This window comes from Pseudomonas sp. CDFA 610, from assembly GCF_021147865.1.
In the GTDB taxonomy this organism is placed as follows: domain Bacteria; phylum Pseudomonadota; class Gammaproteobacteria; order Pseudomonadales; family Pseudomonadaceae; genus Aquipseudomonas; species Aquipseudomonas alliivorans.
The window spans coordinates 254,284-281,228 of record NZ_JAGTPM010000007.1 but is presented as its reverse complement, the minus strand read 5'-3'; the positions used below and the strand labels follow the sequence as shown (position 1 = coordinate 281,228).

25 protein-coding genes and 2 pseudogenes are annotated in these 26,945 nt (G+C 59.9%); 20 read left to right on the top strand and 7 right to left on the bottom strand.

The window, feature by feature from the left end:
- Positions 1 to 20 precede the first annotated feature (20 nt).
- Positions 21 to 734, top strand: coding sequence for a FadR/GntR family transcriptional regulator (locus KDX39_RS15165; protein WP_099227923.1), 714 nt, complete (start codon positions 21 to 23; stop codon positions 732 to 734).
- Here KDX39_RS15165 and KDX39_RS15160 read toward each other — a convergent pair.
- On the bottom strand, positions 731 to 1,891 hold the full coding sequence (locus KDX39_RS15160) for an alpha/beta hydrolase (RefSeq protein ID WP_231660998.1): 1,161 nt from the start codon (positions 1,889 to 1,891) through the stop codon (positions 731 to 733). The genes KDX39_RS15165 and KDX39_RS15160 overlap by 4 nt on opposite strands.
- Before the next feature lie 355 nt (positions 1,892 to 2,246).
- Between KDX39_RS15160 and KDX39_RS15155 the strand changes: the two genes are divergently transcribed.
- The 5 genes and pseudogenes from KDX39_RS15155 to KDX39_RS15140 all read left to right on the top strand — a co-directional run bounded on the left by KDX39_RS15155 (position 2,247) and on the right by KDX39_RS15140 (position 7,893).
- A complete protein-coding gene (locus tag KDX39_RS15155; RefSeq protein WP_231660926.1) occupies positions 2,247 to 3,338 on the top strand; it encodes a sugar diacid recognition domain-containing protein in 1,092 nt (363 codons plus the stop codon).
- A 110-nt stretch (positions 3,339 to 3,448) separates the two neighbouring features.
- Positions 3,449 to 4,588 (top strand): glycerate kinase, encoded by a 1,140-nt coding sequence (locus KDX39_RS15150; protein WP_231660925.1) that lies wholly within the window; start codon positions 3,449 to 3,451, stop codon positions 4,586 to 4,588.
- Positions 4,589 to 4,903: 315 nt separating this feature from the next.
- Positions 4,904 to 5,674 (top strand): annotated as a pseudogene (locus KDX39_RS26635) (HAMP domain-containing protein); the annotation flags it as partial.
- Positions 5,666 to 6,529, top strand: a complete 864-nt coding sequence (locus KDX39_RS26630; RefSeq protein WP_408004591.1) for a methyl-accepting chemotaxis protein — start codon at positions 5,666 to 5,668, stop codon at positions 6,527 to 6,529. The pseudogene KDX39_RS26635 and the gene KDX39_RS26630, both read left to right, overlap by 9 nt.
- Before the next feature lie 119 nt (positions 6,530 to 6,648).
- Positions 6,649 to 7,893, top strand: coding sequence for a D-mannose isomerase (locus KDX39_RS15140; RefSeq protein WP_231660923.1), 1,245 nt, complete (start codon positions 6,649 to 6,651; stop codon positions 7,891 to 7,893).
- 16 nt (positions 7,894 to 7,909) lie between these two features.
- On the opposite strand, the gene KDX39_RS15135 is transcribed toward KDX39_RS15140, so the two are convergent.
- The gene (locus KDX39_RS15135) at positions 7,910 to 8,998 is read right to left on the bottom strand and encodes an AbrB family transcriptional regulator (protein WP_231660922.1); all 1,089 of its coding nucleotides are present in this window, start codon (positions 8,996 to 8,998) and stop codon (positions 7,910 to 7,912) included.
- Between the two features lie 139 nt (positions 8,999 to 9,137).
- Between KDX39_RS15135 and KDX39_RS15130 the strand changes: the two genes are divergently transcribed.
- On the top strand, positions 9,138 to 10,043 hold the full coding sequence (locus tag KDX39_RS15130; protein WP_184323390.1) for a LysR family transcriptional regulator: 906 nt from the start codon (positions 9,138 to 9,140) through the stop codon (positions 10,041 to 10,043).
- A gap of 106 nt (positions 10,044 to 10,149) precedes the next feature.
- Positions 10,150 to 10,365 carry a hypothetical protein gene (locus KDX39_RS15125; protein WP_231660921.1) on the top strand — a complete coding sequence of 72 codons (216 nt, stop codon included), beginning with the start codon at positions 10,150 to 10,152 and terminating at the stop codon, positions 10,363 to 10,365.
- A gap of 91 nt (positions 10,366 to 10,456) precedes the next feature.
- Here KDX39_RS15125 and KDX39_RS15120 read toward each other — a convergent pair whose 3' ends face one another.
- The gene (locus KDX39_RS15120) at positions 10,457 to 10,954 is read right to left on the bottom strand and encodes a nucleoside 2-deoxyribosyltransferase (RefSeq protein WP_231660920.1); all 498 of its coding nucleotides are present in this window, start codon (positions 10,952 to 10,954) and stop codon (positions 10,457 to 10,459) included.
- A 170-nt stretch (positions 10,955 to 11,124) separates the two neighbouring features.
- Here KDX39_RS15120 and KDX39_RS15115 point away from each other — a divergent pair, with 170 nt between their 5' ends.
- Positions 11,125 to 12,825 carry a VRR-NUC domain-containing protein gene (locus tag KDX39_RS15115; protein WP_231660919.1) on the top strand — a complete coding sequence of 567 codons (1,701 nt, stop codon included), beginning with the start codon at positions 11,125 to 11,127 and terminating at the stop codon, positions 12,823 to 12,825.
- Between the two features lie 84 nt (positions 12,826 to 12,909).
- On the opposite strand, the gene KDX39_RS15110 is transcribed toward KDX39_RS15115, so the two are convergent.
- Positions 12,910 to 13,218 carry a hypothetical protein gene (locus KDX39_RS15110; protein WP_099227913.1) on the bottom strand — a complete coding sequence of 103 codons (309 nt, stop codon included), beginning with the start codon at positions 13,216 to 13,218 and terminating at the stop codon, positions 12,910 to 12,912.
- Between the two features lie 115 nt (positions 13,219 to 13,333).
- Entirely contained in the window at positions 13,334 to 13,630 is a 297-nt protein-coding gene (locus tag KDX39_RS15105; protein WP_099227912.1) for a hypothetical protein, read from the bottom strand.
- 520 nt (positions 13,631 to 14,150) lie between these two features.
- On the opposite strand from KDX39_RS15105, the gene pstS reads away from it, so the two are divergent.
- From pstS to pstB, 4 genes are all read left to right on the top strand, one after another.
- Positions 14,151 to 15,170, top strand: a complete 1,020-nt coding sequence (pstS, locus tag KDX39_RS15100) for a phosphate ABC transporter substrate-binding protein PstS (RefSeq protein ID WP_099227911.1) — start codon at positions 14,151 to 14,153, stop codon at positions 15,168 to 15,170.
- Between the two features lie 82 nt (positions 15,171 to 15,252).
- Positions 15,253 to 16,248: a phosphate ABC transporter permease subunit PstC gene (gene pstC / locus KDX39_RS15095; RefSeq protein ID WP_231660918.1), complete on the top strand. Its 996-nt coding sequence runs from the start codon at positions 15,253 to 15,255 to the stop codon at positions 16,246 to 16,248.
- The gene (gene pstA, locus KDX39_RS15090; RefSeq protein WP_099227909.1) at positions 16,245 to 17,129 is read left to right on the top strand and encodes a phosphate ABC transporter permease PstA; all 885 of its coding nucleotides are present in this window, start codon (positions 16,245 to 16,247) and stop codon (positions 17,127 to 17,129) included. The genes pstC and pstA overlap by 4 nt, the downstream gene beginning before the upstream one ends.
- A complete protein-coding gene (gene pstB, locus KDX39_RS15085; protein ID WP_004883964.1) occupies positions 17,129 to 17,908 on the top strand; it encodes a phosphate ABC transporter ATP-binding protein PstB in 780 nt (259 codons plus the stop codon). The genes pstA and pstB overlap by 1 nt, the downstream gene beginning before the upstream one ends.
- Here pstB and KDX39_RS15080 read toward each other — a convergent pair whose 3' ends face one another.
- Positions 17,909 to 18,838 carry a LysR family transcriptional regulator gene (locus KDX39_RS15080; protein WP_231660917.1) on the bottom strand — a complete coding sequence of 310 codons (930 nt, stop codon included), beginning with the start codon at positions 18,836 to 18,838 and terminating at the stop codon, positions 17,909 to 17,911.
- A 242-nt stretch (positions 18,839 to 19,080) separates the two neighbouring features.
- Between KDX39_RS15080 and KDX39_RS15075 the strand changes: the two genes are divergently transcribed.
- Positions 19,081 to 20,079, top strand: a complete 999-nt coding sequence (locus tag KDX39_RS15075) for an alpha/beta fold hydrolase (protein ID WP_210041749.1) — start codon at positions 19,081 to 19,083, stop codon at positions 20,077 to 20,079.
- A gap of 170 nt (positions 20,080 to 20,249) precedes the next feature.
- On the opposite strand, the gene KDX39_RS15070 is transcribed toward KDX39_RS15075, so the two are convergent.
- Positions 20,250 to 21,077 carry an HDOD domain-containing protein gene (locus KDX39_RS15070; RefSeq protein ID WP_210041747.1) on the bottom strand — a complete coding sequence of 276 codons (828 nt, stop codon included), beginning with the start codon at positions 21,075 to 21,077 and terminating at the stop codon, positions 20,250 to 20,252.
- 272 nt (positions 21,078 to 21,349) lie between these two features.
- On the opposite strand from KDX39_RS15070, the pseudogene KDX39_RS26625 reads away from it, so the two are divergent.
- The 6 genes and pseudogenes from KDX39_RS26625 to phnF all read left to right on the top strand — a co-directional run.
- Positions 21,350 to 22,387 (top strand): annotated as a pseudogene (locus KDX39_RS26625) (HAMP domain-containing protein); the annotation flags it as partial.
- A gap of 90 nt (positions 22,388 to 22,477) precedes the next feature.
- The gene (locus tag KDX39_RS26620; RefSeq protein WP_414813347.1) at positions 22,478 to 23,242 is read left to right on the top strand and encodes a methyl-accepting chemotaxis protein; all 765 of its coding nucleotides are present in this window, start codon (positions 22,478 to 22,480) and stop codon (positions 23,240 to 23,242) included.
- Between the two features lie 195 nt (positions 23,243 to 23,437).
- Complete coding sequence (gene phnC / locus KDX39_RS15060) at positions 23,438 to 24,271, top strand: phosphonate ABC transporter ATP-binding protein (protein ID WP_231660915.1); 834 nt, start codon at positions 23,438 to 23,440, stop codon at positions 24,269 to 24,271.
- Between the two features lie 68 nt (positions 24,272 to 24,339).
- The gene (gene phnD, locus KDX39_RS15055; protein ID WP_231660914.1) at positions 24,340 to 25,347 is read left to right on the top strand and encodes a phosphonate ABC transporter substrate-binding protein; all 1,008 of its coding nucleotides are present in this window, start codon (positions 24,340 to 24,342) and stop codon (positions 25,345 to 25,347) included.
- 61 nt (positions 25,348 to 25,408) lie between these two features.
- Positions 25,409 to 26,197 carry a phosphonate ABC transporter, permease protein PhnE gene (gene phnE, locus KDX39_RS15050; protein ID WP_099227903.1) on the top strand — a complete coding sequence of 263 codons (789 nt, stop codon included), beginning with the start codon at positions 25,409 to 25,411 and terminating at the stop codon, positions 26,195 to 26,197.
- A gap of 37 nt (positions 26,198 to 26,234) precedes the next feature.
- The gene (phnF, locus tag KDX39_RS15045) at positions 26,235 to 26,939 is read left to right on the top strand and encodes a phosphonate metabolism transcriptional regulator PhnF (RefSeq protein WP_231660913.1); all 705 of its coding nucleotides are present in this window, start codon (positions 26,235 to 26,237) and stop codon (positions 26,937 to 26,939) included.
- Positions 26,940 to 26,945: the final 6 nt, after the last annotated feature.

Here is a 26,945-nt window from a genome sequence, read left to right as displayed (position 1 = left end):
ACAACTTCAGGACAACCTTCATGCAAGAGCCCGCCAGCACCGCGCCCAAACGCCGTCAGCACAGCCTGGCCACCGATCTGGTCACCGAACTGAGTCAGCGCATTCTGCTGGGCAAGATTGCGCCGGGTGAGAAGCTGCCATCGGAAAACCGGATTGTCCGTGAGCACGGGGTCAGTCGTACCGTGGTCCGCGAGGCGATTTCCAAGTTGCAGGCGTCGGGGCTGGTGGTCACTCACCATGGTATCGGCACCTTTGTGCTGGAGCGCGGCGACCAGACGGGGTTACGCCTGAAAGTCGAAACCGTGTCACGGGTGCGCGACATCATCGAGTTGCGCATCGGTCTTGAAACCCAAGCCGTGGCGCTGGCAGCAGTGCGCCGTACGGAAGAGCAACTGGCAGCCATGCGTCAGGCACTGGACGATTATCAGGACCTGCTGGCCAACGACGACAGTTGCGTCGAGGCGGACAAGCGCTTTCACATGCTGATTGCCGAAGCGACCGGCAATCCGTATTTCATGGAAATCATGCAGCATCTGGGCAGTGCGATCATTCCGCGCAGCCGCATTGCCTCAAGCGAGCGGGCTGGCAATAATCTGGCGCATCAGGGCTATCTGGCCAATCTGGAACACGAAGCGCTGCTCAGCGCCATCCGCCGCAAGGACCCGGACGCGGCGCGTGCAGCGATGTGGACCCATTTGAGCAACAGCCGCGAGCGTCTGGTGCCGCAGGATTAGTCCTCGTCTGCATGCCTGAGCACGCGCAGCATCAGTTGCGTCTGCCACTCGAAATAGGGATTGAAGGTCAGTCGCGAGTGGATCTTGCCCGGCTCACGGTATCCCCAATCCGAGTACCAGACCGGCTCGCCTGCCATGCATTTCGCGGTGTTCTCGTCGGTCTGGCCATTCCAGCAGATCCGCTGCGTGCCGTTGACGCCGTACAGCGGGTTGTCCGGGGAAAACAGCAGGCCCATGTGCGAGAAACGGCTGATGCGGTATTCCGGCAGGTAATCGCTACGCACCTCGACCCGTGAAGTGCGCGCAGCCTTGGCGGGCAGGTCGCCGTACCAGATCAGGCGGCTGTCCGGGTGGCTGAAGCGTTCGTTGAAGGTGTCCAGTACGTAGGCGGTGTCCAGCACCGAGTCGTGCTGGGCGATGGCAATGAATACCGGTTTGTCGTATTTACGTTTGAGCAGGCGATTCTGGGCCAGTGCGCTGCTGCGGTAAAACTGGGCGAACCCGTTGGTAGGCACGTTCATGTAACGCAGCGGCGTCTGCATCGGCCGCAGACCCTCCTTGGGGGCTGCAAGCAGCCATGGCCTTGCCCAGCCGATCCAGGGGGTCAGCCAGGCGTAACCGCTGTCGGAGCGAAAGGCGGGGGAGAACAGCAACAGTCCGGCAATGTCATCATGGTCGTAGGCATAGTCCAGCACCAGATTGGCGCCAGTGGAAAAACCGCCCAGATACACGTTGGGCACTTCCTTGCCGAGCAGGTTTGCCTGCTCGCGAACCACCTGCTGCCATTGCTCCAGCGTCACGTCGAGCATGTCTTCGGGTTTGGTCCCGTGACCGGGCAGCAGCACGGTGCGGACGATAAATCCCTGATCGGCGAGTCGCTGGCCTACGTCGTGAAATGACCAGGGTGAGTCACCCAGGCCGTGCACCATCAGCACCCCGCCTTTGAGAGCGCCGCTCGGTGTCCACTGCTGTGGCGCATTCCAGTTCAGTTCGGCCTCATGGTCTGACGTCTGGAAGGTGCGCTGGGAGCGGATCAGCTCGCGGGTCTGCTGACGGTAATCCTCGAAGCGTCTGGTGGGGTCCTCACTCTCGGCCATTGATGTGCAGGCTGAAAGCGTGAGCAGGGACAGCAGGCTGGCGAGTCGCGATCTGATCAAGTTCTGGAAGCCTTCTTGCGGGGTTGATTGGGGCATGCAGCTTTGATGAGGAGGATGCTCAGCGCTCACCGTTATACACACGTCTGCCAAACACTGATCGTGCCCACCGCTCTGCGTGGGCATGCATCGCGTGACGCTCTGCGTCACCTTCGAGCGCGGACGGCGTTCCCACGCCGCAGCGTGGGAACGATCAAAAAGCTTACCCGTGGGAGGGCGGCGGCTGGCTGCCTGGGCACTATGCCATGCGCATCGCGCTCATCAGCCGTTTCAGGCACACTCGCTGCCTCAATAACTTCAACAAAATGTATCTGCATGCCTACTCACTCCAAGCCCTTCGTGGCACCGGGAGTTCTTCATGTTTGCGCTTGATCGGGACCTGGCTCAGGACATCGTCGACCGCGCCATGGCGATTCTGCCCTATAACGTCAATGTCATGGACTATCTGGGGATCATCATTGGCAGCGGTGATGCCGAGCGTCTGTGCACTCGACACGAAGGCGCTCAACGGGTGCTCGCCAACAGCCAGGTCTTCGAAATCGATTCCCGGGCTGCCCTGCACCTGGGCGGAGTGAAGCCTGGCGTCAATCTGCCGCTGATGCTCGATCATAAACTGGTCGGCGTGCTCGGTATCACTGGCGAGCCGGACGACGTCCGCGTCTACGGCGAATTGGTGAAGATGACCGCTGAAATGCTCATGGAGCAACGTCGTCAACAGGCTGACCGCCAATGGCGCCTGCAGCGAAGCGAGGATCTGCTGGCGCGGCTGTTGCTGCCCGATTGCCCCGAAAGCCTGGTCGACGAAGCCCGTCAACTGGGACTGCAGCCGCAATTGCCCCGCCAGGCGGTGCTGATTCAGTTGGGGGTGCAGGCCTCTGCGGCCAGCCAGATTGCCGGATGGCTGGGCTCACGCTATGCCGACAGTTGGCTCGTGCTGCGTGAGCCGACCTTGCTTTACTGGTGCCGCGCGGTAGGCAAGGATCGCGACGATGCCGCTTTACTCAAGCAATTCGAGGAGCATCACTGGCCAGTCATGCGCATGGCCACGGTAGAGCCTTCGACGGACCTGCCCGAGTTGCGCCACGCCTGCGCGGCAGCGCGAGACCTGCTGGATTATGCTGCTCAGGCCCACCCGAAACAGCGCCTGGTGCGGCTGGCGGATCATCGTCTGCCCGTGCTGTTCTGGCGTCATCGGCATGACTGGCTGGCGTCCGAAGTCGCCGAGCCCGTGGGCCGTTTGCATAATCAGGGGCAGTTGCTCGAAACCCTGTGCAGTTGGTTCGATCACAGCGGCGAAAGCCAGGCCTGCGCCGATGCGTTGGGTATCCATCGCAACAGCCTGCGCTACCGATTGGAAAAGATCGCTGAGCTGACCGGCTGCGACCCCTACAAGACCGTTGACCTGCTGCGTCTTTATCTAGGGGTGCAGATGACTCCGCGACAGGGCTGAAACCAGGTTTTGTTCAAATGCCCGATCAGCACGCCGAATCGTTGTGCGCCGGGCAGGCGGCAAAGCGGGGCAGGGATGAGAACATCCGGTCACGGACATGGAGAACAACAATGAAAATAGTCATCGCCCCCGATTCCTTCAAAGACAGTCTCAGTGCCCAGGCCGTCGCCAACGCAATCGCCAGTGGCCTGGCTGAAGTCTGGCCCGATGCCGAACTCGTCAAGTGCCCCATGGCCGATGGTGGTGAAGGCACCATTGAAGCCTTGCTGGACGCCTGCAAGGGTCAATGGATGAGCGCACAGGTCAGCGGCCCGTTGGGCGACCGCGTCGAGGCTCACTGGGGCTGGTTGGCGCAGAGCCGCACCGCGATTATCGAGATGGCCATGGCCAGCGGTCTGCAACTGCTTACCCTCACGCAACGCGATGCCTGCCTGACCAGCACCGCAGGTACTGGTCAGTTGATCTCGGCCGCACTGGACGCCGGTGCGCAGCGGGTCATTCTGGCCATCGGTGGCAGTGCAACCAACGATGGCGGCAGCGGCATGATCTCGGCATTGGGGGCGCGTTTTCTCGACCGTGACGATCGGCCATTGCCGGGCGGCGGCCTGGCCCTGGCCGATCTGGCGCGTATCGACCTGAGCGGTCTGGACCCAAGGCTGGCAGGCGTGCACGTTGAAATTGCAGCCGACGTCGATAACCCGCTCTGCGGTCCCAATGGCGCATCGCATATCTTCGGTCCGCAAAAGGGGGCGTCGCCCGATCAGGTGCTGGCGCTGGATGCCGCGCTGGCGCATTTTGCCGACCATTCGGCCCGAACGTTGGGGCACGACCTGCGTGACAGTCCCGGCAGCGGTGCGGCGGGCGGCATGGGTTTCGCCGCCAAGGCCTATCTGAATGCATCGTTTCGTGCCGGGGTCGAGGTGGTGGCAGACCTGACGGGTCTTGAGCAGGCACTGCGCGGTGCCGATCTGGCGATCACGGGCGAAGGCCGTTTCGACGCCCAGACCTTGCGCGGCAAGACGCCTCTGGGCGTTGCCCGGGTTGCCCAACGCCAACAAGTGCCGGTCATCGTGCTGGCCGGAACGCTGGGCGAAGGCTACGAGCAGCTTTATCAGCACGGCATCAGCGCCGCATTCGCGTTGACCAGCGGCCCCATGGACCTCGAAAAGGCCTGCCGCGAAGCGCCTCGCCTGCTGCATGAGCGGGCGCGGGACGTGGCGCGGGTGTGGCAGTTGGCGGCCTCGAAATGACGCTTGGCGTCAGTGCAACTGCCCACCACGTCTTCGACGTAGCGCTGTCGCGCGTCAGACACCGGGCGTCGTGGAAGCGAACCGGGCGGCAATCCGACGATTGAATCGACGTGTGGGTTGTGCAAGTCGGTATCAAGTGCATGGAAGCAGGCAGGCATCCCGCCGTGTCGAGCGTGTTCATCCGTCGGACCGGAAGTAGAAAATGAAATGATGGCCGATGACCTAAAGAACTGTCCGACAATGTCGATATGCTTGGCGGTTGTCTGACAACCAATGATGCCCACACTGCCTTTCCAAATATAAAGAGCCCTGGCCATGAATTTACGCAAACTCACGATCGCCCGCCGTGCGGGTCTGGGTTTTACCCTGATATCCCTGTTGGTCGCGTTGCTGGGCTGGTTTGCACTGGTGCAGATGTCTGCCATCCGTGAGAGCGAGGTGGCCGTTGAAACCAACTGGGTGCCGAGCATGCGGGTGGTCAACGAAGTGCGGGAAATCATGCTGCGCATTCGCACCATCTCCCTGCGTATGGCACTGGACACAGACCCTGCAAGCATCTCCACCTACCGTGGCCAGATGGACGTGCGCCTGGGCGACTTGGCCAAGAAACTCGATATTCTCAACGGTTTTGTCGACACGCCGGAAGAGAAGGTCCTCGCCGATCAGTTTCTGGTCACCATGGGCCAATACCGTACCGCGCTGGATCAATCTTTCGTGCTGGCTTCTCAAGGCGACAGCAAGGGACTGAACAAGCTGTTGCTGGCCGACATGAAGCAGATCGTCGACGGTTCCGGGAAGCAACTCAATGACCTGGCTGATTTTTATGTCACCAAGGTCGATGCGGAGGGCAAGGCGGCCGAGGCTCAGTACAAGGCGTCGCGCAGCATCGTTCTGGCGTTTGTCGTACTCGCCGCGCTGGGTACCATTGGTCTGGCGCTGTGGTTGACCCGTAGCATCGTCGGCCCGCTGCAGCGCGCCGTCAGTGCCGCCGAGCATGTGGCTCAGGGCGATCTGACCCAGAACATCGCGGTCGATGGCAACGATGAGGTCACTCGCTTGCTGCGGGCACTGGAGCAGATGCAGGGCAATCTGCGCGAAGCGCTGCGCCACATCGGCAGCTCCGCCGGTCAACTGGCGTCCGCCGCCACCGAACTGAACTCGGTCACCGAGGACAGCTATCGCGGGTTGAACCAGCAAAACGCCGAAATCGATCAGGCCGCCACCGCCATCAACGAAATGACGTCGGCAGTTGAAGAAGTGGCCCGCAATGCAGTGTCCACCTCAGACGCGTCCAGCCACTCCAGTTCGTCGGCGCAGGCCGGGCAGAGCCGGGTGATCGAGACGGTTCAGTCGATCCAGACCCTGACCGAAAACGTCCAGGCCACGTCGGTTCTGGTGCAGAACCTGGCGGATCAGTCTCAGGACATCGGCAAGGTGCTGGATGTGATCCGTTCGATCGCCGAGCAAACCAACCTGCTGGCGCTCAACGCCGCCATCGAAGCGGCGCGCGCCGGGGAATCGGGTCGTGGTTTCGCCGTGGTGGCGGATGAAGTGCGGGCGCTGGCGCATCGTACCCAGCAGTCGACGCTGGAAATCGACTCCATGGTCAACGCCATGCGCAGCGGCTCGGCCCAGGCGCTGGAGTCCATGAACACCAGCCGCGACCGCGCCAGCTCCACGCTGTCGCTGGCCAAGGGGGCAGGCGAATCGTTGAGCGAAATCACCTCGTCCATTAACCAGATCTCGGAGCGCAACCTGGTGATTGCCAGCGCCGCCGAAGAACAGGCCCAGGTCTCGCGTGAAGTGGACCGCAACATCGTCAACATCCGTGACCTGTCCATGCAGTCGACCCAGGGCGCCAATCAGATCAGTGCTTCGAGCCACGAACTGTCGCGTCTGGCCGCTGATCTGAACCAGGTGGTGGCTCGCTTCAAGGTCTGAAAAGCCGACATCGACAAGGCCTGAGCGCGCTTGCCGCCAACCGGCCGGGCGCGCATTATTGCACCCGGTCGCGAAGACCACCGTGCAGGTATGTCTATCGATGGAGGCTGCTCAGCGTCATGAACAATAACAAACAAACCTTCAGCAGTTGGCTGCGCTCGCCAGCCCATCATCAATGGCTGTCCCAGGAAGGCAGTCGCCTGCTGGCCTTTGCCAAGGCTGCGAAACTGCAGAACGGTTTCGGCAGCCTTGATGACTACGGCCGTCTGATGGTGGGAGCCACCGCCGAAACCATGAACACCGCACGCATGACGCACTGCTTCTCCATGGCCCACGTGCAGGGCATTCCCGGTTGCGCCGCACTGGTGGATCACGGCGTCGCTGCGCTCAGCGGTTCATTGCGCGACGCCGAGCATGGCGGCTGGTTCAGCGCGGCGCTCGAAGACGGTGGAACCACCGACAAGCAAGCCTATCTGCATGCTTTCGTCGCACTGGCGGCCAGTTCGGCGGTGGTGGCCGGAAGGCCCGGTGCGCAGGCACTGCTGTCGGATGCGATTCAGATCATCAACACGTATTTCTGGGACGAGGCCGAGGGCGCGATGCGCGAGTCCTTCGCCCGTGACTGGAGCGGCGAAGAAGCGTACCGCGGCGCCAACAGCAACATGCACAGCACCGAGGCGTTTCTTGCCCTGGCCGACGTGACGGGTGACGCGCTCTGGCTGGATCGTGCATTGAGCATCGTGGAGCGTGTGATTCATCAGCACGCAGGCGCCAACGACTTTCAGGTCATTGAACACTTCACTCAGGACTGGACGCCACTGCCGGATTACAACCGTGAGAATCCTGCCGATGGCTTCCGTCCTTTCGGCACCACGCCGGGCCACGCGTTCGAATGGGCGCGTCTGGTGCTGCACCTTGAGTCAGCGCGCCGTGATGCCGGGCGCTCCAGTCCCGAGTGGATGCTCGAGGACGCCCGTCAGTTGTTCGCCAACGCCTGTCGCTATGGCTGGGACGTCGACGGTGCGCCGGGTATCGTCTATACGCTGGACTGGGAGAACAGGCCGGTGGTTCGCCATCGTCTGCACTGGACGCACTGCGAAGCGGCTGCGGCTGCCGCGTCATTGCTGCAACGGACCGGCGAGCAGCAGTACGAAGACTGGTATCGGGTTTTCTGGGAATTCAACGAAACGCTGTTCATCGATTACGAACACGGCAGCTGGCGTCATGAGTTGAATGAACAGAATATTCCCAGCGAAGACATCTGGCCCGGCAAGCCCGACCTGTATCACGCGTATCAGGCCACGCTGCTGCCGGTATTGCCGTTGTCGCCAAGCCTGGCCAGTGCACTGGCGGGGCTGGACTGAGGCCGCGTCTGAAACCTCAGTGTAACGCTGCGCGCTTGTCGGTCAGGCGGATGATCTGTCTGGCCAGAAAGCTGCCGGTGAGGATCACGCCGAACAGGCGCAAGGTCTGCATGGCCAGCACGAAGCCGACATCGGCGTGGGTGTCGATGGCGATGATCGCCATGGTGTCCAGGCCGCCGGGGCTGGTGGCCAGGTAAACCGAAAGGTAGTCCTTGCCCATCATCATGGCGATCAACCACGCGGACAGGGCGCACAGTACGATCAGCACCAGCGAGGCCAGAATCATCATCGGCATACGCCGCCAGACATACAGTACGGTGGGGCGGTCGAAACGCAGGCCGACGTAGCAGCCAATTGCTCCGTAGCCCAGTGGCAGCAGCCATTGCGGGATGGTGATCTGCAGCATGCCACTCAATTGCAGCGCGCCGCCCAGTATCAAGGGCATCAGCAAGGCACCGGCAGGCAACTTCGAGCCCAGCAGGACGCCGACCACGATGACCGCAAGACTCAGGCCCAGATCCAGCACGCTGGAGCCTTGCAGCAACACTTGGTTGCCGTGCGCCTCAGTGCCGCTGCTCGATGCGCCCATGAAATGGCTGACCAGCGCGCCGATCACGACCACACAGACCACCCGCACATACTGCATCGTCGCGACGACCCGCGAATCGGCACCGTAGTCCTCGGACATGGCGACCATTGCCGAAGCGGCGCCCGGCGATGTGCCCCAGGCTGCTGTGCTGCTCGGTATGCCGGCGAAACGCACCAGCAACAGGCCGACGGCGGCGCTCAGCACGACGGTCAGCAGCGTGGCCAGCAACATCACATGCCAGGACTCGAGGGCGGTCATCAGCACGCTGACGGACATGGCGTGCGCAATCAACACACCCACTGTGCCCTGGCCGAATTGAAAGAGTCGTTTGTTCATGCGAATCGTGGCGCCCGACACACCGAAACCGATAGCGACCAGCATCGGCCCGAGAAACATCGCCGCAGGCATGTTGATCAGTTTCAGCAGTTGGCCGGCACTGCCAGCGAGAAGGATCAGACCCAGCCACTGAGCCGGCGGGGAAAGGGCGGGAAGAGACAGACTGTAAGCACGTTGCAAGAAGATTCTCCCTGTTGTTGCGAGTGTTGCGGGTTGATCTACAGGCACGCTGCCCTGATCAAGTACGACAAGTATCGACATCACAACCCATCAAGTCTATTTTCTAATAATCATGAATTGATAACTTTGGTTGATAGATATGGACCTGCGCGATCTGACGTATTTCGAAACCATCGCCGAACTGGGCCACTTGGGCCGGGCGGCTGAAAAGCTCAACCGCAGCCAGCCCGCGCTGACCAAAAGCATTCAGCGACTGGAAGAGTCGTTCGGCACCAGACTGTTTCAGCGAGACGGTCGGCGTATCAAACTGACCCCGGTGGGCGAACTGCTACAGGCGCGGGGCAAGGAGCTGCAACAGAGCATCGCCCAGACCCAGCGCGAGGTACGGGATTTTGCCAGCGGCATGGTGGGCAACATCCGCGTCGGCTGCGCGGCCACCATGGCTGAACACCTGATGCCGAAGCTAACCTCGGCCTTGTTGCAACGCACGCCGGACGTGACCTTCAAACTGGTGATCGGTCAGGACGACCTGCTGCGCGAATCGCTACGTTCGGGGCAGTTGGACATGATCATCTGCGCGCTGGCGCCGGACAGCGAAGGCGTCACCAGCTTTGCGGTGCTTGAGGACGAAGCGGTGGTCATCGCCAGCAAACAGCACCCGATCTTCAAGAGCACACCTCTGCAAATGAGCGACCTGTGCGCCTTTCGCTGGGTGTTGCCACCGGTCAGCGTGTCGTCGCGCAAATGGCTGGATGCGACCTTTGCCGCGCACGGCTTGCCGTTGCCCACGGTGCAGATCGAAGCGAATTCGATCTCGCTGTTGCCCAACCTCATCGCCCAGAGCAACCTGTTGAGCTTCGTCGCCCGTGAGTCGCTGGAGTTCGGCAAGACCATGCAGCACCTGCGCGAGGTGCCGCTGGAACAGACCACCATGAAGCGCACCATCGGCGTCACCCTGCGCAGCGGTGGCTACCTGTCGCCGGCCGCGCAGGGCATGCTGCAGATGCTGCGCGACAATGGCGGAGACTTTCTGGTGTGGGCCTGAATATCTCGGCTTCGGGTGCTGGTTTTTGGACGCCGCTGGGTTAGTCTTTGGTGATGCGGACACCTGGAGTGTGTCCGATTCGTTGACGACTCACAGGAGCATCCAGATGATACAGACGTCTTCACATGCACAGATTTACGCGACACGAGACACCCATCACTTCGGCGGCGACCAGTCACCCCTGAACGACGCAGACGCCGATGAAGACAGCGATCCCGAGGCCTATCTCGATCTGGACATCCTCGGTCTGGACGACTTCGTCGACGCAGACAAGCTCGACCCGATCGTGACGGGTGATATCGGATCTTCCACATTGGGATGAATGGTTCGGTGCTGGCCGGACGATGTAGGCGAATGTGACGCGTGGCGTCACGGGCGGCATGCCTGCGCTCCAGAAACACCGCCGATCCCCGTTACCGCTTGCTCAAATACAACGCCAGCGCCTCAGCCCCAAGCTCCACCGTTGAGCTGCTTCCGGCCCAGCTGCAGGCGAGCATCAGGTTGCGGGGCAAGGCGAAGTCCTCCACTGAAAAGCCGTTATCGTCGAATCCGTGCTTGTCGTGCGGCACCAGATCCCGCAGCGAATCCACCGGCTCGAAATACGCCCACACCGGCTTGTCGAGCGCCACCGCCATCCCCACTTCGAAGGCGGTGCCTGAATCCGGCTCCAGACCTCGAAACACGTTCAGATTGGCGAGCACGGCAGTGCAGCGCTGAATCATCGCCACATTCATCGCATAGATCTGCTGCGCGGTTTCATGAGGAGACAGGCCGGGCGTCACTTCGTTATCGAACGGAAACAAACCCTCCAGGCCATGTGCGGTACACAGCGCTTTCAGGTAACGGCCGTGCTCGATGGCGTCCGGACGGAACACGTCGAAACCTGCGAGATAAACCAGAGGTGCCTGCATTACGGTCGCTCCGCCATTGGGAAAATCGCATTGATTCTACGGTGGGCAGTACGCTGAATGAAGAGCGCCATTGATCGGCCCGCATGTAGACAGTGGCTTTTTGGGCTGGCATCTGTACGGATAGCCAGTATCCTTGACCAGTCTGTTCACCGAACCTGTGACCGTTGGCCTTGAATACTTCACCTCTCGACAATCCGTTTTATTACCTGGAAAACTTTCGCCAGGTGCTGGACTGGATCGCGCAGCGTTACGACGACCTGCTCGACGAATCGGAGCGCCAGTTCATCGAGGCGTTTGCCGGGCTGCCGGTGGCCGCTCAGGGCTTGCTGGTGCGAATGGTCATGCGCAAGGGCACCTTGTTTCGGGCGAGCAAGCTGAGCTACGACGAAATAGGTGACCCGATCGAAAGTGCAGGCCCGCTGATTGAATTGGGATGGGTCGATGACCGTCCTGCGCTGGGTCTGGATGAGCTCTTCCAGTTGCTGCGCAAGGATGAGTTGAGCCAGTGCTTCAAGGCGCACGGCGTGAAGAGTGCCGAGCGCAAGGAGCTATGGTTCGACCGCCTGCAGCCACTCTATACAGAGTCCCGATCCCTTGATCTGTGGCATGCCTCGTTACCGGACGCCGTGTTTTCTCTGAAGGTCATGCCGTTGTGCGACCGTCTGCGATTGTTGTATTTCGGCAATCTCTATCAGGAATGGTCCGAATTCGTGCTGGCCGATCTGGGTATCTATCGCTACGAGAAAGTCGAGTTTTCCATGGATTCCCGGGCAATCACGACGCGGGAAGATATCGAGGTCTGCCTGCAATTGCATGCTTGCCGCGAAGCACTGGAAACCAGTCTTGCGCTGCATGATCTGGCTGAGCAGACCATTGCCATTCACTGCCGCAGTCCCTGGCTGCAGATACGTCGCGCCAAGCTGCTGTTTCGCATCGGTCAACAGGCCGAGCGACTGCAGGACTGGCTGCTGGCGCTGTCTGTTTACCGGCAGTCCAGCTACCCTGGTGCCCGCTCGCGACAGATCCGGGTGCTGGAGCGTAATGAACAATACGCCGAGGCCATGGCGCTGTTGCAACAGGCCCGGCTGGCGCCGGAAAACGATGCTGAGGTTCAGCATCTGGCGCGTGTGTTGCCACGCCTGCAGCGCAAGCTGGGCCTGGCAGCCGAACGCCGTCGTGCGGCGAGGGTGGTCGAGCGCATGGACGTGCAAGTCACGCCGTTGCCTGGCTGCAGTGTCGAATACCTGATCCGCGAACACTTGCAGCAAGAGGGCGGCGAGGTGCATTACGTCGAGAACACGCTGATCAATTCCCTCTTCGGACTGTTGTGCTGGTCGGCGATTTTCTCACCCTTGCCGGGTGCTTTTTTCCATCCGTTTCACAGCGCCCCGAGCGATCTTTACAGCCCGGATTTCTACGAGCGCCGTGCCCACCTGTTCGACGGCTGTCTAGCCCAGCTCGAATCCGATGCATACCGCGCCACCATCCTTGAGAACTTCCTCGGCAAACATGGCTTGCAATCGCCCTTCGTGTTCTGGGGCGCGCTGACGCCCGACTTGCTGGAGCAGGCGCTGGCTTGCCTGCCCGCCGAGCATCTACGCCACTGGTTTCGTCGTCTGCTGCAGGATATCAAGGCCAATCGCACAGGAATGCCGGACCTTATCCAGTTTTTCCCTGAGCAGCGCGGTTACCGGATGATCGAAGTGAAAGGGCCCGGGGACCGCTTGCAGGACAATCAGTTGCGTTGGCTGGATTTCTGTGCGGAGCATGGGATGCCGGTGCATGTGTGCTATGTGAAATGGACGCTGGAAAGGGCCGAGGGAGGAGATGAGACGCAGGGGATGTTGCAGGAAAGCTGTATTCAAGCCTGAAAAAAAGAGGAGGCGAGGCGGTCCTTGAGGGTGCTTGGGACGGGCCGCCGCGCTGCGCTTATGTGTTCTCGATCAAGATCGGAATCACGGTGCGCTGTCGTCGTCATCGTCCTGATCGTCACCATCGGTATCCATCCCGGCCTTACCGGAATCATTCGTCTTGTCGCGCATGCCGCTGTTGTTGCCTGGCTGAGGATCCATGCCTTTGGTGCCCGGGCTGGTGCCCTGAGTGCCTGGGGTCGTGCCGTCAGTATTCTTTTCCATTCCCGTGCCCGGCACTTTTGGGCCGCTGCTGTCAGGATTGGTCGGCCCGGTCGAGCCTGCGAGTACGCCTGCACTGACGCTGCCCAGCAGCGCTGCAAGGGTCAATGCGCCTACTGTTTTCAGGTTCATTTCTGCGATTTCCTGTGAGTGTGGTCCGTACATTGATTGAGCGCGCGACGAGGGCGCTGGTGCCAGTCGGCCGACCAGTGGCAGGGGAGATTCCCGGCCACTGTCATTCGGATAATCAGTTGACCTTTGGCTTCTCGGTCACGCCGCTCTTGTCGTGCGTACCGTGGGTGCCTTTGTCATGGGTCATGGTGCCAGAGCCGTTTTTCATCGACTTGTTGGTCTGCTCACCTTGTTGTGTGCCTTTGGTGTTGGACGAGTTGCGATCTGCCGGCGCCGAATTGGTACCTGGCAGCTTGGTCGCGTTGTCGTTGACGGGATTGGCAGGCGTTGGCGAGGTTTCAGCAAAGGCAGCACCCGATGCAACGGCCATCAGGCCAGCGAGGGTCAGGGCAGTCAGTTTGGTCTTGATCATGATGCGTACTCCAATTTTTTTAAGATACCCCTGTTGGTCATTGGCCACTTGCCATAGGTGCCAGCGATCCCGACGAACGGTAGCACAATGATTATGCCCAGATTTAATACCACCCCTTTATTAATGTCTCCGAATTGTTCTCCAATGGGTGGGAGAGAAGCGAGTAAACAGGGAGTGAAGTACGCAGTTTTCAGTCGATCTGGTTATAAGCATTCGCCGCTCGGAAAACCTGAGCTTCTAAAACGGCACATTTTTTTACACTTTTATAACGGTGATAGCTTTGAGCCATATTGTGATGAGTGGCACATGGCTAGCCATTGAATCAGCCCCTTTGAGGCCCGGAAACATTGAGCGCGGAGAATTTTCAATAAAAAAAGAGTGTAGGAAATTGACCATAAAAAGCGACGTCATTCGAGGCTGCTCGACGGATTGTCATTAAACAGAAACATTTGAGCGTTTAAATCCGCCTCGGGCCTCCTCAAGTGGGCCACCACACAATCCCCTGGACTGAGGTATTACCGTGATTCTGCTGACTAAAAAACGCTTGTCGCTTCTGATCGCTTCGCTGTGCCTGAGCGGTGTAGCGCACGCGACTGATGTAACCGGCGCTGGTTCGAGTTTCGTCTTCCCGGTCATTTCCAAATGGTCCCAGGACTACAGCAAAACTGCCGACAACCGCATCAACTACCAGTCGATCGGTTCGGGCGGCGGTATTGCCCAGATCAAGGCTGCTACCGTCGATTTCGGTGCTTCTGACGCCCCGATGTCCGCCGAAGACCTGCAGGCTGCCGGCCTGGGCCAATTCCCCAGCGTCATTGGCGGTATTGTGCCGATCATCAACGTGGAAGGCATCGAAAGCGGCAAGCTGAAACTGGATGGCGAAACCCTGGCCAAGATCTTCATGGGCACGGTCAAGAAGTGGAACGACCCTGCAATCGTCGCTCTGAACCCTGGCGTGACGCTGCCTGACACCGCAATCACGGTCGTTCACCGTTCGGACGGCTCGGGCACCACTTACAACTTCACCAACTACCTCAGCAAAGCCAGCGCCGAGTGGAACGAGAAGCTGAAGTTCGGTTCGACTGTGCAGTGGCCAGCAGGCGTGGGCGGCAAGGGTAACGAAGGTGTTTCGGCTTACGTGAAGCAGATCAAAGGTTCGATCGGCTACGTTGAATACTCCTACGCTGTAACCAACAAGTTGTCCTACACCCAGCTGAAAAACGCTGCCGGCAAGTTCATCGCGCCGACCGCCAAGTCGTTCGCTGCTGCTGCCGACACCGCTGACTGGGCAAACGCCAAGGACTTCGGTCTGATCATGACCAACGCTCCTGGTGAAGAAGCATGGCCGATCACTGCCACTACCTGGATCATCATGTACAAGAAGGCCAAGAACGCAGAGAAGAGCGCAGCGGCTTTCGACTTCTTCAAGTGGTCTCTCGAAAACGGTCAGAAGCAGGCTGCAGAGCTGGATTACGTTGCCTTGCCGAAATCGCTGGTCGATCGCGTAGAAAACTACTGGAAAGCTGAATTCACCAAGTAAGTGATTCAAGCTTGTACGACCCCTGTCATCGGCCGCGATATCGGTCTGATGGCGGGGGCTTTTCCTTGCGAGTGGACTCAACATGACTGAAAACACCCAATACCTGTCCGCTGCCGTCAAAGCTGTCGAGACCGAAGGCGAGAAACGCGCCAGACGGGATCATCGCCATGACCTGTGGTTCAAGCGTTCATTGCAGGCCGCAGCCATGCTGGTGCTTGCTTTGCTGGGTTGTATTGCCCTGTCGACCCTCTGGGGTGGCAGTCTGGCATTCCAGACTTTCGGGTTTGGCTTTCTGACCAGTACCGAGTGGGATGTGAACGCCGGCAAGTTCGGCGCGCTGGTTCCGATCTACGGCACGCTGGTGACCTCTTTTCTGGCTTTGCTGATCGCCGTTCCGGTGAGTTTCGGCATTGCAATTTTTCTGACCGAAGTAGCGCCGCCGTGGCTTCGGATGCCCATCGCCTCGGCCATCGAGCTGTTGGCAGGTATTCCGTCGATCATCTACGGCATGTGGGGGCTGTTCGTGTTCGGGCCGTTCATGGCTGAGCACATGTCACCCTGGATTACCGAAAACCTGGGCGCGCTGCCGGTGATCGGCCCGATGTTCCAAGGCCCGCCGCTGGGTATCGGCATGCTGACGGCCGGTATCGTGCTGGCAATCATGATCACGCCTTTCATCACCTCGGTGATGCAGGAAGTTTTCCGCACCGTACCTGTCGCGCTCAAGGAGTCCGCCTACGCGTTGGGTGGCACGACCTGGGAAGTGGTCTGGGACATCGTGCTGCCCTACACCCGCTCGGCGGTGGTAGGCGGTGTGTTCCTGGGGCTGGGCCGTGCACTGGGTGAAACCATGGCGGTGACCTTCGTACTGGGCAACGCTCACCAGTTCTCGGCGTCGCTGATGATGCCGAGCAGTTCCATCGCTTCGGTCATCGCCAACGAGTTCAACGAGGCCTACACCGATATTCACCGTTCCGCGCTGATCGCTCTGGGCTTCCTGTTGTTTGTGGTCACCTTCATCGTGCTGGCCCTCGCACGTCTGATGTTGTCGCGTCTGTCGCGTAAGGAGGGGTTATGAGTCAGGACCTGACGGGCAGCGAGCGCATTTACCGTGTTCGCAATATCAAGAACAAGATAGCCATGGTGCTCAGTTGCGGCGCCACGGCGTTCGGTCTGTTGTGGCTGGTCTGGATCCTGCTGACCACCATTATCAAGGGCATCGACGCCCTGAACCTGCAACTGTTTACCGGTATGACGCCTCCGCCAGGCACCGAAGGCGGTCTGGCCAATGCTTTCTACGGCAGCGTGCTGATGTCCGGCATCGGGCTGCTCATCGGTACACCAATCGGCCTGATGGCGGGTATCTGGCTGGCAGAGTTTGCGCGCTACACCAAATTGGGCAATGCGGTGCGTTTCATCAACGACATTCTGCTGTCGGCGCCGTCCATCGTGCTGGGCCTGTTCGTGTACACCGTCGTCGTTCTGCCGCTCAATGCGGTGACTGGCCATCAGGTCGGCTTCTCGGCGATTGCCGGTGCGCTGGCGCTGGCGTTGCTGGTGATCCCGGTGGTGGTGCGTACCACCGACGAAATGATGCAACTGCAGCCCTCGACCATGCGCGAAGCCGCGCTGGCGCTGGGTGTACCTCAATGGAAGCTGACCCTGCAGATCGTTCTGCGCGCCGCCAAGGCAGGTGTCGTGACCGGCGTATTGCTGGCTCTGGCACGTATCACTGGCGAAACCGCGCCGCTGCTGTTCACCGCATTCGGCAACCAGTTCTGGAGCAGCGATCTGCTCAAGCCAATCGCCAGTGTTCCGGTGGTGGTGTTCCAGTACGCAATGAGCCCGTTCGACGACTGGCACTCTCTGGCATGGGCCGGTGCGCTGGTCATGACGCTGTTCGTACTGATACTGAGTCTGCTTTCTCGCTTAATTCTTCTGCGCAATAGGGCGTCCTGATGAACAACCTTTCCCTGGCCAACGAAAAGACCAAGATTCAAGTGCGCGGTCTGGAGTTTTTCTACAACAACCAGAAGTCGCTGAAGTCCATCGACATGACCATTCCCGAGAAGCGCATCACTGCGATCATCGGCCCCTCGGGTTGCGGCAAGTCGACCCTGTTGCGTGTGTTCAACCGTATTTACGCGATGTACCCGAAACAGGAAGCGCGCGGCGAAGTGCTGCTCAATGGCGAAAACATTCTGGCGCCTGGCTACTCGATGAACCGCCTGCGCAGCCATGTCGGCATGGTGTTCCAGAAGCCGGTGCCGTTCCCGATGTCGATCTACGACAACATCGCCTACGCCATCAAACACCATGAAAAACTGTCGCGTCGTGAAATGGAGGATCGCGTCGAGCAGGCACTGCGTGGCGCCGCACTCTGGGATGAAGTGAAGGACAAGCTCAAGCAGAGCGCCACCGGTCTGTCCGGCGGTCAGCAACAGCGTCTGTGCATCGCCCGGACCATCGCGCTGCGGCCTCAGGTGCTGTTGCTGGATGAGCCGACTTCCGCCCTGGACCCGATCTCCACCGGCCGTATCGAGCAACTGATCACCGAGCTCAAAGAGCAGTTCACAGTGATCATCGTGACCCACAACATGCAGCAGGCTGCACGCTGTTCGGATTACACCGCGTTCATGTTCATGGGTGAACTGATCGAGCACGGCGACACCGACACCATCTTCACCAAGCCTTCCAAGACCCAGACCGAAGACTACATCACCGGTCGTTTCGGCTGATCAGCCAGCCAGGGCGGGCGCTTCCCGGCGCTCGCCCATGAATTCCTCGATCCTGCTGCGCAACCAGCGTTCGGCAGGGTCGTTGTCCATCACGCTCAGCCATGTCATCGACAGGTCCAGTCCCGGCGTGGGGAAGGGCAACGGTTCGTCGTACACCAGTCCCAATGCACTCATGGCACTCGCCGCGTAATCGGACAGCCCCGAAATCAGGTCGGTACCGGCCATCAGCGCGGGCAGGGTGGTGAATTGCGGCACCGATAGCACCACCTGACGCTTGCGGCCCAGCGCGGTCAGCCACTCATCGGCGAAGCTGCTTACGCTGGCGACATGCGATACCACCACGTGCGGCCGCGAACAGTACTCGTCCATCGACATAGGGCCTGACGGTTTATCGGCCCTGACCAGACGTGGCTGAACATTGCGCAGCGTCTTGCGTTTGGCGTTGGCGGGCAGTTCGCGCGTCAGGCAGACCCCGACCGTGATGTCCCCCGACATCAGGACCTCGGAAATATTCAGGTAATCGACGTGCTTGACCACAATCACTACGCCCGGCGCTTCCTCGCGGATCGCCTTGAGCATGGCGGGGAACAGACCGAATTCGACATCGTCGGACAGGCCGATGCGAAAGGTCATCTTGCTCACCGAAGGATCGAAGTCCGTGGTCAGGCTCAGCGCTGTGGACATGGCGTCCAGAGCCGGCGTCAGGTGCTTGAGGATTTCATGGGCGCGAGCGGTCGGCTCCATGCGATGGCCGACGCGAATGAACAGCGGATCGTTGAGCAGGCCGCGCAGACGGTTGAGCGCCGCGCTGATGGTTGGCTGGCCGAGAAACAGTTTTTCCGCCGCGCGAGTCACATTGCGCTCCTGCATCAGGGTCTCGAAGACCACCATCAGGTTGATATCGGCCTTGCGCAGTTCATTGCGATTCATGTGGGTTCCTTGGCATCAGACAGGTTCATCCGGATGGCGCCTGCAAGAGGATGCGCCAGTCTAGGGACGCGCCGCAGGGGACGTCCAGCATTTTGCCTCGCAGCCCGGAAACGTCTTCTTACGTTTCCGTAGGTAGGAAAAGGGCGAATCTGTTGTGGGATCTGAGGTCTACTTCCGGGGTCGGAACGCCTATGCCTGTGTGTTCCGGCACTCTCTACCCATACCCCACAGGAGGTGCCCCTATGCGGGCTGCAAAGATTGCCGGTCTGTTGATGTCAATGACGCTGCCCTGCGTGGCGCTGGCTGAAACGCCCAGTTATGGTCAGCAACTGGAAGGCTTCACCTATCCCCACCCACTCAAGAAATTCGACTTCCAGTCCCAGGGCCAGGCGTTGGAGATGGGTTACATGGATGTCGCTCCCACCGGCAAGGCCAATGGCCGAACCGCCGTGCTGATGCATGGCAAGAATTTCTGCGCTGCCACTTGGGAAGACACCATCAAGGGCTTGAGCGCCGCAGGTTATCGAGTGATTGCCCCCGACCAGATCGGTTTCTGCACCTCGACCAAGCCTGGCTATTACCAGTACAGCTTCCAGCAACTGTCGGTGAATACTCATGCGCTGCTGGAAAAGCTCGGCATCGACAAGGTGTCGGTCGTTGGTCACTCAACCGGCGGCATGCTGGCCACACGTTATGCATTGATGTACCCGAAGCAGACCGAGAAGCTGGTGATGGTCAACCCGATTGGCCTGGAAGACTGGAAAGCGCTCGGTGTGCCGTACCGCACCGTGGATCAGTGGTATGAGCGGGAACTGAAGACCACCGCCGAAGGCATTCGTGCCTACGAGCAGAAGACCTATTACGACGGGCGCTGGAAGCCTGAGTACGACAAGTGGGTGGATATGTTGGCAGGGCTGAACAAAGGTCCCGGTCAGAAAGCCGTTGCCTGGAACTCGGCGCTGATCTACGACATGATTTTTACCCAGCCGGTGTTCTACGAATTCCCGAAACTGCAGGTGCCGACTGTGCTGATGATCGGTGACGCGGACACCACTGCCATTGGCAGCGACATCGCACCGCCTGACGTGAAGGCCAAAATCGGTCAGTACAAGGTGTTGGGCAAGCAGGTCACTGAGATGATTCCGGGTGCCAGGCTGGTGGCGTTCAAGGGTATGGGCCATGCGCCACAGATGGAAGAACCGGCTGCGTTCAATAAGGCGCTGGTCGAGGCGCTTGAATAATCCCGAAGCGTGCCTGATGGATACCTATCTATGAAAGGCGGCTTGCCGGCGATGGCGTCAGTTCAGTTGCTGATGTGTTGCATCAGCAACGCATCGCCGGCAAGCCGCCTCCCATGATCCCTTGATTGCTTCAGGATCTGCCAGGCGCTTGGCGCAGGGGTCACTGGCGATCAACTCAACAGCTGTGCAAACGCCTTGTCCGCCTCCAGCACCGCAGGCAGTCCGGCGAACAGAGCATCCAGGTCGATGCCTTCCATGATGGGGCCGTCGGACGCTTTCTGCGCTTCAGGTGTGGCGCCGCCGTGGGCTTCCAGTGCATCGGATATCACGATGGCCTGAGCGACGATGCGCGGCAACGGCGCGTCATTGGGGGCTTGCATCGGCTTGGCCTGATATGCGATTGCCTCTTGGATCACTTTGGGCAGTTGCCAGCGCCGCGCCAGTTCGGTGCCCACTTCCGGGTAGCCGAAACCCAGCTGCACGGTTTCATTGGCTGCGCGTCCGGCTGTCCCGGCCTTGGTCGCGCTGTTCAGACGTTCGGCTACTTCTGGCGCGCCGGTCTGGATCAACAGCTCGCCGATGTTGTGCATCACGCCACAGGTGAAGGCGATCTCTGCATCCGCACCGCTTTGCCTGGCCAGCATCCGGCAGATTCCGGCCACCTGGAAACTCTTCAGCCAGAACGCCTTGAGGTCAAAGCTCGGCCCCGCCTTGAACGCGCCGGTCACTGCCGATGCCATCACCAGCGTGCGCAGCGTGTTGAAGCCCAGGCGCATGGCGGCGTCTTCGATACTGGATGATTCACGGGAACCCCGGAAGCGCGCCGAGTTGGCCAGACGCAGGACCTTGGCGGCAATCACCGGGTCTTTCTCGATATTGCGCGCGATGCTTTCCAGGTTGGAGGAGGGGTTGTCGAATTGCAGCATCAGGTCCTGAGCCACTTTGGGAATGCTCGGCAGACTGTGCAAATCGTCAAACAGCTTTTCAATACTCATCATGGCGGGGACCATCCTCTGGAATACGGGATGATTTGACCATAGCCAGTTTTTTCCGCTCTGCACGTTTTGCCATCATTTGTGGGAAGGGTTTCTCACCCGGTTCGAAAATAAAAATAAAAGACTCGTCAAGCCTGGCCGATATACCACCAAGGGGCTGTTCGACTGTTTCGATTCGAGTTCCAGAAACCCCTTCGAAAAAGCGGCACCGTTTCTGAAGATTGTCTGGCGATCACTGGATCGTCCTTATTGTTTATGCCGTGGAAGTACTCGCTATGATGAAAAGCCTGGGTTTCAGCAAGAAAATCCTCTTGGCCGCAGCTTTGATTGTGATTGTCGCGTTCAGTGTGTTCATTGTCATCAATGACTATCGACAGCGTCAGTCGCTGAAGTCCAGTGTTCAGTCTGAGCTGCAACAACTCGGCACGCTGACTACACAGAATATTCAGACCTGGCTGGAAAGCCGCATCCAGTTGCTTCATTCCATGTCCCAGCAGATCGCCATCGACGGCAAGGAACTGCCGCAGTTGCAGCGTGCCGTGGGGCTTTCGGTTTACAGCGATAACTTTCAACTGGGTTATTTCGGCACCACCGAAGGCGTGATGCTCTCCAACCCGTCTGCGACCCGGCCGGCCGACTACGACCCGCGCGCCCGTGGCTGGTACAAGGCGGCTCAGAATGCGACAGGCACCATCGTTACCGAGCCCTACATTGCCGCTTCGTCCGGCAAGCTGGTCATGACCATCGCGACCCCGGTCAAGATCCAGAACCAGTTGGCTGGCGTGGCCGGTGCCGACATCTCGCTGGACAGCGTCAGCAAGATCATCAACTCGTTGAACTTCAACGGTCATGGCTACGCATTTCTGGTCAGCGCCGAAGGCAAGATTCTGGTGCACCCGGACAGCAAACTGGTGTTGAAAAACATCAGCGAAGCGTACCCGACCAATACGCCGAAGATCGCTACGGGCGTCACGGAGATCGATTCCGGCAACAAGCCGGAGATCATCTCGTTTACCCCGGTGCAGGGCGTTTCCACGGCCAACTGGTATGTGGCACTGGTGCTGGAACAGGACGCCGCCTATTCGATGCTCAGCGAATTCCGCGCTTCGGCCATCACGGCGATGGTCGTGGTGGTGGTAGTGATCATACTGCTGCTGGGCCTGCTGATCCGTGTATTGATGCAGCCACTGCACCAGATGGGTCGCGCGATGCGTGATATCGCGGACGGTGAGGGTGACCTGACCAAACGTCTGGCGATCACCTCGCAGGACGAGTTCGGCGCGCTGGCGCAATCGTTCAACCACTTCGTCGAGCGCATCCACGCGTCGATTCGTGAAGTTGCCTCCACGGCCGCTCAGTTGGGTTCGGTCGCGACGCAGGTGGTGAAGGTCTCCAACGCCTCGATGAGTAACTCCGACCAGCAGGCAAACCGCACCGAGAGCGTGGCGGCGGCGATCAACGAACTGGGCGCTGCTGCTCAGGAAATCGCGCAGAACGCAGCGCGCACGTCGCAGCAGTCAAGCGATGCAAGTGGGCTGGCCGGTGACGGTCAGGCGGTCGTGCAGCAGACCATCAAGGCGATGAATGAGTTGTCCGGCAAGATCAGCGAGTCGTGCGTGAACATCGAAAGCCTGAACGACAAGACCGCCAACATCGGGCAGATTCTTGAAGTGATCACCAGCATTTCCCAGCAGACCAACCTGCTGGCACTCAACGCTGCCATTGAAGCGGCACGTGCCGGTGAAGCAGGGCGTGGTTTCGCGGTGGTCGCCGATGAAGTGCGCAACCTGGCTCACCGGACCCAGGACTCGGCGCAACAGGTCCAGAAGATGATCGAAGAGCTGCAGGTCGGTGCCCGTGATGCAGTGATCAACATGACCGAAAGCCAGCGTCAGAGCGAAGACAGCGTGGGCATCGCCAACCGCGCCGGCGAACGTCTGGGCAGCGTCACCCGCCGCATCGACGAGATCAATGGCATGAACCAGTCGGTGGCCGCCGCGACAGAAGAGCAGACCTCGGTGGTGGAATCGATCAACGTCGATATCACCCACATCAACACGCTTAACCAGCTCGGTGTCGACAACCTGCGCCAGACCCTGGAAGCCTGCAATTCGCTGGAAGAACAGGCCGCGCGCCTGCAGCAACTGGTGGGCAGTTTCCGTATCTGATAGCGGCTGGGGCATTCTCACGCTCTTGTGTGGGGATGCCTCCCGGCGTCGGGCCTGACGCGCCTGCAACGCAACCTGCGAAAAACTGTTACGGGTTCGTCATCCCCGCTTCACGTCTCTGCAACACGTCCGGTTCAGTCTGGCTGACAACCGAATACGACCTGCACCGGGTCGTAGGGCAGACCGAGACAGACCATGACTCCAGCTATCCATGTCGAAGGGTTGAACAAGAGTTTTTCCCGTAAAAGCGCGTTGGTTGGCCTTGAGTTGTCTATACAACACGGCGAGATGGTTGCGCTGATCGGAGCTTCCGGATCGGGCAAGTCCACCCTGTTGCGGCATCTGGCCGGGCTGGCGTGCTGTGATCGGGAAAACGGTGGCCGGGTCAAGGTGCTGGATCGCGAGGTACAGGCTTCAGGCCGTCTCAACCGTCATGTACGCCGTCTGCGTGCCGACATCGGTTACATCTTTCAGCAATTCAATCTGGTCAATCGCCTCAGCGTGCTCGACAACGTGCTGCTCGGCTGCCTTGGCCGCATGCCACGCTGGCGCGGCAACCTGGCGCTGTTCAACACCGAGGAAAAGCAGTTCGCGATGACGTCGCTGGAGCGTGTCGGGTTGGCCGACCTTGCCGCTCAGCGCGCTTCGACCCTGTCGGGTGGTCAGCAGCAGCGCGTGGCCATCGCCCGTGCACTGACCCAACGCGCCGAAGTCATTCTGGCTGACGAACCCATCGCCTCGCTCGACCCCGAATCCGCTCGCCGGGTCATGGAAATCCTTGCCGACATCAACCGCCGCGACGGCAAAACCGTCGTCGTCACCCTGCATCAGGTCGACTACGCAATGCGCTACTGCCCGAGAGCTGTAGCGCTGAAAGGCGGGCACATCCATTACGACGGCCAGGCGCAAGGCCTCAGCGCTACCTTTCTCGATGACCTCTACGGCGCCGAACAGGGCAGCAGCCTGATCAGTACCGGGAAAAAGCTTCGCCTCGAAAAGCCTGCGCGTCTGGTGCTGGCCAAAGTCTGAGTCTCTTTTGCCGTCAGTCCCCCTGACATCAACCGCTGTTGCACGAACCTCACTTCAGGAGTGCTTTCATGTTCAACCGTATCGGTCGCGTCCTCGCGTCTGCCGCTCTGCTGGCCACTTGCGCAATGGGCACTGCCCAGGCGGAAGAGAAGGTCATCAATTTCGGCATTATGTCCACGGAATCGTCACAGAACCTCAAAACTATCTGGCAGCCGTTTCTGGATGATATGAGCAAAAAAACCGGGCTCAAGGTCAACGCGACTTTCGCTTCGGACTACGCGGGTTTGATTCAGGGCATGCGTTTCAACAAGGTGGACGTGGCCTGGCTGGGCAACAAGGCAGCCATGGAAGCGGTCGACCGTTCCAATGGCGAAATATTCGCTCAGACCTCCGCAGCCAATGGTGCAGCCGGTTACTGGAGCCTGCTGATCGTGCGCAAGGACAGCCCGATCAATTCCGTTGAAGACATGCTCAAGAACGCCAAGACCCTGACCTTCGGCAACGGCGACCCGAACTCCACCTCCGGCTATCTGGTGCCGGGGTATTACGTATTCGCCAAGAACCATGTCGATGCCTCCACCGCATTCAAGCGCACGCTGAACTCCAGCCACGAAGTCAACGCACTCAGCGTTGCCAAGGGGCAACTGGACGTGGCGACGTTCAATACCGAGAGCTGGGACCGTCTGGCAGTCACGCAACCGGACAAGGTCGAGCAGCTGAAAGTGATCTGGAAGTCGCCGCTGATCCCGGCCGACCCGATGGTGTGGAGCAAGGCCCTGTCGGACGAAAACAAGGCGAAGATTCGCGAGTTCTTCGCCAGCTACGGCGATACCGATGAAGAAAAAACCGTCCTCAAGAACATGCAGCTGGGCAAATTCCTGAAATCCAGTGACGACCAGTTGCTGCCGATCCGCCAGCTGGAACTGTTCAAACAACGCACCGAAGTGGTGGCCAGCACCACGCTCGATGCCAAGGAAAAGGAAACGCGTCTGAAAGAAATCGACGCCGGCCTGAGCAAGCTGCAGGAGCGCATTACCGAGCTGAACCAGCAAACGGCAACCCGCACCGCAGGCTGAACAAGCGGGGCGCGAACCTTCCGTTCGTGCCCCGACGGTCGCTATCAGGACATTGATTGCTATGAATACTCACGTCGCATACGCCCAGGTCGCGGGAAAACGCACCTGGCCTCGCTACCTCGGCTGGGGGCTGTTTCTGGTCGCACTGGCCTGGGCCTGGCAAGGTGCTGAAATGAACCCGATGTCGCTGGTACGAGATTCGGGAAACATGGCGACGTTCGCCTCCGACTTCTTCCCACCGGATTTCCGCGAATGGCGCAGTTACCTCAAGGAAATGCTGGTCACGATCCAGATTGCGGTGTGGGGCACGGTGCTGGCGATCGTCTGTTCCGTTCCGCTGGGCATTCTGTGTTCCGAAAACATTACGCCGTGGTGGATTCACCTGCCGCTGCGCCGTTGCATGGACGCTTTTCGTTCCATCAATGAAATGGTGTTCGCGATGCTGTTCGTGGTCGCCGTGGGCCTTGGACCCTTCGCGGGCGTATTGGCGTTGTGGATCAGCACCACGGGGGTGCTGGCCAAACTGTTCGCCGAGGCCGTGGAAGCCATTGATCCGGGCCCTGTCGAGGGGGTGCGTGCCACCGGCGCCAGCGCATTGCAGGAAGTCATCTATGGGGTGATCCCGCAGGTCATGCCGCTGTGGATCTCCTACGCTCTATACCGTTTCGAGTCCAACGTGCGCTCGGCAACGGTGGTCGGCATGGTCGGTGCAGGGGGAATCGGGGTGATCCTCTGGGAAAACATCCGCGCCTTTGCGTTCGTCCAGACCAGCGCCGTGTTGCTGGTGATTATCGTCGTCGTCAGCGTGATCGACATTGCGTCGCAACGCTTGCGCAAGCAATTCATCTGACCGGAGAGGGGTGTCCCGATGGGCACTTTTTTTAACCATGCAGTTGTCTAGACAAATAGAGCCGTTGTACCGCGAACTGGCCGACACGCTGCGCGCCGAGCTGGGCACTTACCGGCCCGGGGACTACTTGCCTGCCGAGTTTCAACTGGCCGAGCGTTTCAGCGTCAATCGCCACACCGTTCGCCGCGCTGTCGATGAACTGGTGCGCGAAGGCAGCGTATTGCGCCGTCAGGGCAAGGGCACTCAGGTGCTGGAACGTCCGTTGATCTACCCGATGCAGGCCGACAGCGCCTACAGCCAGTCACTGTCGGCGCAGGGCATCGGGGTCGAATCGATCCTGCTGCTGTGCCGCGACTGTCAGGCCAACGCCGAGGACGCCATGCACCTGGGGCTGAGCGAGCAGGCTCCGATGATCGAACTGCGTACGCTGCGCAAACTCGATGGTCAGCCCGTGAGCCTGATTCTGCATCGATTCAGCGCCGACCACCGCGAATTGTTGGCTGATTACCCAGGTGGTTCGCTGCGCCAGTACCTGGCCGAGCGCGAACTGCCGTTGACCCGTAAACAGAGCCTGATCGGCGCCCGACTGCCGACCCGCGAAGAAGCGGCGCAGTTGTTGATGCCACGCCATATGCCCGCGCTGACGGTCTTGACCGTCTCCTGCGACCGGTCCGGTCAGCCGGTGGAACTGTCCCGTTCCACCAGCCGCAGTGACCGCTTCCACTATCAAGTGACCACCTGATGCCGA

Bases quoted from the DNA above. Each gene is read 5' to 3' on its own strand.
- KDX39_RS15155 (WP_231660926.1), top strand. From the start codon at position 2,247: ATGTTTGCGCTTGATCGGGACCTGGCTCAGGACATCGTCGACCGCGCC.
- KDX39_RS15125 (WP_231660921.1), top strand. From the start codon at position 10,150: ATGATACAGACGTCTTCACATGCACAGATTTACGCGACACGAGACACC.
- phnC (WP_231660915.1), top strand. From the start codon at position 23,438: ATGACTCCAGCTATCCATGTCGAAGGGTTGAACAAGAGTTTTTCCCGT.
- pstA (WP_099227909.1), top strand. From the start codon at position 16,245: ATGAGTCAGGACCTGACGGGCAGCGAGCGCATTTACCGTGTTCGCAAT.
- phnF (WP_231660913.1), top strand. From the start codon at position 26,235: ATGCAGTTGTCTAGACAAATAGAGCCGTTGTACCGCGAACTGGCCGAC.
- KDX39_RS15105 (WP_099227912.1), bottom strand. From the start codon at position 13,630: ATGATCAAGACCAAACTGACTGCCCTGACCCTCGCTGGCCTGATGGCC.
- KDX39_RS26630 (WP_408004591.1), top strand. From the start codon at position 5,666: ATGCAGGGCAATCTGCGCGAAGCGCTGCGCCACATCGGCAGCTCCGCC.
- KDX39_RS15070 (WP_210041747.1), bottom strand. From the start codon at position 21,077: ATGATGAGTATTGAAAAGCTGTTTGACGATTTGCACAGTCTGCCGAGC.
- KDX39_RS26620 (WP_414813347.1), top strand. From the start codon at position 22,478: ATGAGTAACTCCGACCAGCAGGCAAACCGCACCGAGAGCGTGGCGGCG.
- phnE (WP_099227903.1), top strand. From the start codon at position 25,409: ATGAATACTCACGTCGCATACGCCCAGGTCGCGGGAAAACGCACCTGG.
- KDX39_RS15130 (WP_184323390.1), top strand. From the start codon at position 9,138: ATGGACCTGCGCGATCTGACGTATTTCGAAACCATCGCCGAACTGGGC.
- KDX39_RS15150 (WP_231660925.1), top strand. From the start codon at position 3,449: ATGAAAATAGTCATCGCCCCCGATTCCTTCAAAGACAGTCTCAGTGCC.
- KDX39_RS15120 (WP_231660920.1), bottom strand. From the start codon at position 10,954: ATGCAGGCACCTCTGGTTTATCTCGCAGGTTTCGACGTGTTCCGTCCG.
- pstB (WP_004883964.1), top strand. From the start codon at position 17,129: ATGAACAACCTTTCCCTGGCCAACGAAAAGACCAAGATTCAAGTGCGC.
- KDX39_RS15165 (WP_099227923.1), top strand. From the start codon at position 21: ATGCAAGAGCCCGCCAGCACCGCGCCCAAACGCCGTCAGCACAGCCTG.
- KDX39_RS15140 (WP_231660923.1), top strand. From the start codon at position 6,649: ATGAACAATAACAAACAAACCTTCAGCAGTTGGCTGCGCTCGCCAGCC.
- KDX39_RS15110 (WP_099227913.1), bottom strand. From the start codon at position 13,218: ATGAACCTGAAAACAGTAGGCGCATTGACCCTTGCAGCGCTGCTGGGC.
- pstC (WP_231660918.1), top strand. From the start codon at position 15,253: ATGACTGAAAACACCCAATACCTGTCCGCTGCCGTCAAAGCTGTCGAG.
- KDX39_RS15080 (WP_231660917.1), bottom strand. From the start codon at position 18,838: ATGAATCGCAATGAACTGCGCAAGGCCGATATCAACCTGATGGTGGTC.
- KDX39_RS15075 (WP_210041749.1), top strand. From the start codon at position 19,081: ATGCGGGCTGCAAAGATTGCCGGTCTGTTGATGTCAATGACGCTGCCC.
- phnD (WP_231660914.1), top strand. From the start codon at position 24,340: ATGTTCAACCGTATCGGTCGCGTCCTCGCGTCTGCCGCTCTGCTGGCC.